Annotated in this window: 3 protein-coding genes; 1 reads left to right on the top strand and 2 read right to left on the bottom strand. The window is 73.9% G+C overall.

Annotation, left to right across the window (positions count from 1 at the left end):
- Positions 1–1,587, top strand: a 1,587-nt coding sequence (locus N4P33_RS34150; RefSeq protein ID WP_260830807.1) for an SGNH/GDSL hydrolase family protein, incomplete at its 5' end; no start/stop codon positions are given.
- Positions 1,588–1,596: 9 nt separating this feature from the next.
- Here N4P33_RS34150 and N4P33_RS34145 read toward each other — a convergent pair.
- Positions 1,597–2,376, bottom strand: coding sequence for an exodeoxyribonuclease III (locus tag N4P33_RS34145; protein WP_260830806.1), 780 nt, complete (start codon positions 2,374–2,376; stop codon positions 1,597–1,599).
- A 73-nt stretch (positions 2,377–2,449) separates the two neighbouring features.
- Positions 2,450–3,085 (bottom strand): MBL fold metallo-hydrolase, encoded by a 636-nt coding sequence (locus tag N4P33_RS34140; RefSeq protein WP_260830805.1) that lies wholly within the window; start codon positions 3,083–3,085, stop codon positions 2,450–2,452.
- Positions 3,086–3,209 lie beyond the last annotated feature (124 nt).

Here is a 3,209-nt window from a genome sequence, read left to right as displayed (position 1 = left end):
TCGCTGTCGGCGCGGGATCTCGCGGCGGCGGGCTGGACCCCGGGCCGGACGCTCACCGTGCAGGGCGCCCGGCTGACCTGGCCGCAGCGGCGGCCGGGCGAGCCGGACAACGTGCGGGCCGACGGGCAGTGGGTCCGTGTGGACGGGAGTGGGGACGCGCTGGCCTTTCTGGTGGCGGGCACGGCGGGCCGGGAGCTCGCCGGGACGGGGACGGTCGTCCACGCCGACGGCAGCCGCAGCACGTATCGGCTCACGGTGCCCGACTGGCGCACCGGTTCGCTCGCCACGAAGGCCGTCGCCCTGCCGCACATCAACACGCCCGCCGGTCAACTCACCGCACGGGCACGGCTGTACGTGCGGACGGTGCCGCTGCGGCCCGGCCGGCCGGTGGTCTCGGTACGGCTGCCGCGAGCGCCCGGACTTCATGTGTTCGCACTGTCGGTACGGGACATCTCGCGTGGCTGGACGGGGAGTTGGGCGGCCTCCACCTCCGGGTACCGGCCCGTGGGGCCCTGGTCGGACCGTACGCTGCGGCTGGTGGTGCACACCTCGGTGGGCGGGCCGCGCGTGCGGCTGCGGTTCGACAACACCTTCGCGGCGGGGCCGGTGCGCATCGGGCGGGCGACCGTGGCGGCGCGGGCGGCGGGGGCCGGGGCGCGGGGCACGCCGGTGCGGCTGACCTTCCGGGGCCGGGCGGGGATCGTCGTACCGGCCGGGGCGCAGGCGTACACCGATCCGCTGGCCTTCGACGTACCGGCCGACGCGGATCTGCTGGTGAGTTTCCATCTGCCGGGGACGATGCGGGCGGCGCCGGTGCACGCGCGGGCGATGCAGCGCTCGTATCTGAGCGGGCCGGGCGACCACACGGCGGACCGCTCCCCCGCCGCGTACACGACCGCCCTGACCGATTGGCCGCTGCTGACCGGGGTGGACGTGGCGGGTGGGCCCGGGTCGGTGGTGGTGCTCGGGAACTCGATCACCGACGGGGTGGGCTCCACGCCGGACGCGAACCGGCGCTGTACCGATGTGCTGACCGACCGGCTGCGCGCGCAGCATGTGGTCCCGCACCATGGGGTGCTCAACCAGGGAATCTCCGGAAACCGTGTGGTGTCGGACCGCTATCCCGGGGACGGGGTGTCCACGGACACGGCCGGGGTGAGCGCCCTGCACCGCTTCGACCGGGATGTGCTCGCCCAGACGTCGGTGCGTACGGCGGTGGTGTTCGAGGGCGTCAACGATCTGCGGTGGGGCGCGTCGGCGGGGCAGGTCGTGGCGGGGCTGCGGGAGATCGCGGCGCGCGGCCGGGAGCGAGGGGTGCGGATGCTGGGGGCGACCCTGCTGCCCTGCGAGGGCGAGGCGCGCTGCACGGCCGCCGTGGAGGCGGGACGGGTCGCGGTGAACGCGTGGATCCGCACCTCGGGCGTCTTCGACGGCGTACTGGACTTCGACGCGGTGCTGCGGGACCCGGAGCACCCGGCCCGGATGCTGCCCGCGTACGACAGCGGGGACCATCTGCATCCGGGCGACGCGGGATACGCGGCGCTGGCCCGGTCGGTGGAGCTGCGGGCGCTGACGGGCCGGCCGTAGCGGGACCGGCTACACCTCCAGGTCCACCACCACCGGCGCGTGGTCCGAGGCGCCCTTGCCCTTGCGCTCCTCGCGGTCGACGTAGGAGTCCTTGACGGCCTTCGCGAAGGGCTCGTTGCCGTACACCAGGTCGATGCGCATGCCGCGGTTCTTGGGGAAGCAGAGCTGGCGGTAGTCCCAGTACGTGAACGGGTGCTCGTACTTCAGCGGGCGCGGGACGACATCGGACAGGCCGGCCTCGCGCAGGGAGGCGAGGGCGGCGCGCTCGGCGGGGGTGACATGGGTGGACCCCTCGAAGGCGGCCCGGTCGAAGACGTCGTCGTCGGTCGGCGCGATGTTGTAGTCGCCCAGCACCGCGAACGGGCGGCTGCCCGCGGCGTCGCCGGCGACGGCGGCCTTCAGCGCCTCGATCCACTGGAGCTTGTAGGCGTAGTGGGGGTGGTCCACCTCACGGCCGTTGGGCACGTACACCGACCAGACGCGGACCGGGCCGCAGGTCGCGGAAATGGCGCGGGGCTCCACCGAGCCGTCGTAACCGGGGTCGCCGGGCAGGCCCTTGACGACCTCCTCGATGCCGACGCGGGAGAGCACCGCCACGCCGTTCCACCGGCCGGTGGCGTGGACCGCCGACTCGTAGCCCAGCTCGCGCAGTTGCTCCGTCGGGAACTGCTCCTCGGCGACCTTGGCCTCCTGGAGGCACAGGACGTCCGTGCCGCTGCTCTCCAGCCAGGCGAGCAGCCTCGGCAGGCGGGCGGTGATCGAGTTCACGTTCCAGGTAGCGATGCGCATGTCCCACAACCTACCCGGAGGGTCCGACAACGCTCGACCACCGCCCGCCGGACGCCCGTGACGTGCGGCTTTCTCAGAGTTCGGCCGACACTCCGGGGGCCAGCCGCAGGTGCTCCGCGCCGCCGAGGGCGCCGATCTGGCGGTCGTAGATCGGGCGGGCGAGGTCGGTGAGCAGGGCGTCGTGGATGTCGTAGGCGCGCCGCGGGCGGACCTCGCGGACGTAGTCGATGACCTCCCAGATCTTGCTCCAGGGGGCCATCACGGGAAGCAGCAGCGTCTCGACCGGGTGGTCGGGGACGGTGAGGGCGTCGCCGGGGTGGAAGAGCGCGCCACCGTCGACGAGATAGCCGACGTTGGTGACGCGAGGGATGTCCGGGTGGATCACCGCGTGCAGCTCGCCGTGCACCTGGACGTCGAAGCCGGCGGCGGAGAAGGTGTCGCCGTGGCCGACGGTGTGGACCCGGCCGGGGAACGCCGGGGCGAGCTGGTCCGCGACGGACTTCAGCGTCCAGACCTCGACGCCGGGGTCGGCCTCCAGCGCGGCCCGCAGCCGCCCCTCGTCGAAGTGGTCGGGATGCTCGTGCGTGACCAGGATCGCCTCCGCGCCGCTCGCGGCGTCCTCCTCGCTGAACGACCCGGGATCGAGCACGAGCACGCGGCCGTCCTTCTCCAGCCGGACACAGGAGTGCGACTTCTTGGTGAGCTTCATGGGGTCCATGGTGCCTCCGCGCCCGGGGCGCGGCGCGCGAGGGGGCGGGCGGCGCGGGCGTGCGCCGACGGGAGATCCTGCGGGCATCGCCTCGGGCGCGCGGCGCGGGGATCAGCGGTAGGCA

It is taken from the genome of Streptomyces sp. 15-116A (assembly GCF_025290915.1).
GTDB lineage: Bacteria > Actinomycetota > Actinomycetes > Streptomycetales > Streptomycetaceae > Streptomyces.
This window is presented reverse-complemented; position numbering and strand designations above follow the sequence as displayed.

Coding starts and splice junctions, on each gene's coding strand:
- N4P33_RS34145 (WP_260830806.1), bottom strand. CDS start 2,376: ATGCGCATCGCTACCTGGAACGTGAACTCGATCACCGCCCGCCTGCCG.
- N4P33_RS34140 (WP_260830805.1), bottom strand. CDS start 3,085: ATGAAGCTCACCAAGAAGTCGCACTCCTGTGTCCGGCTGGAGAAGGAC.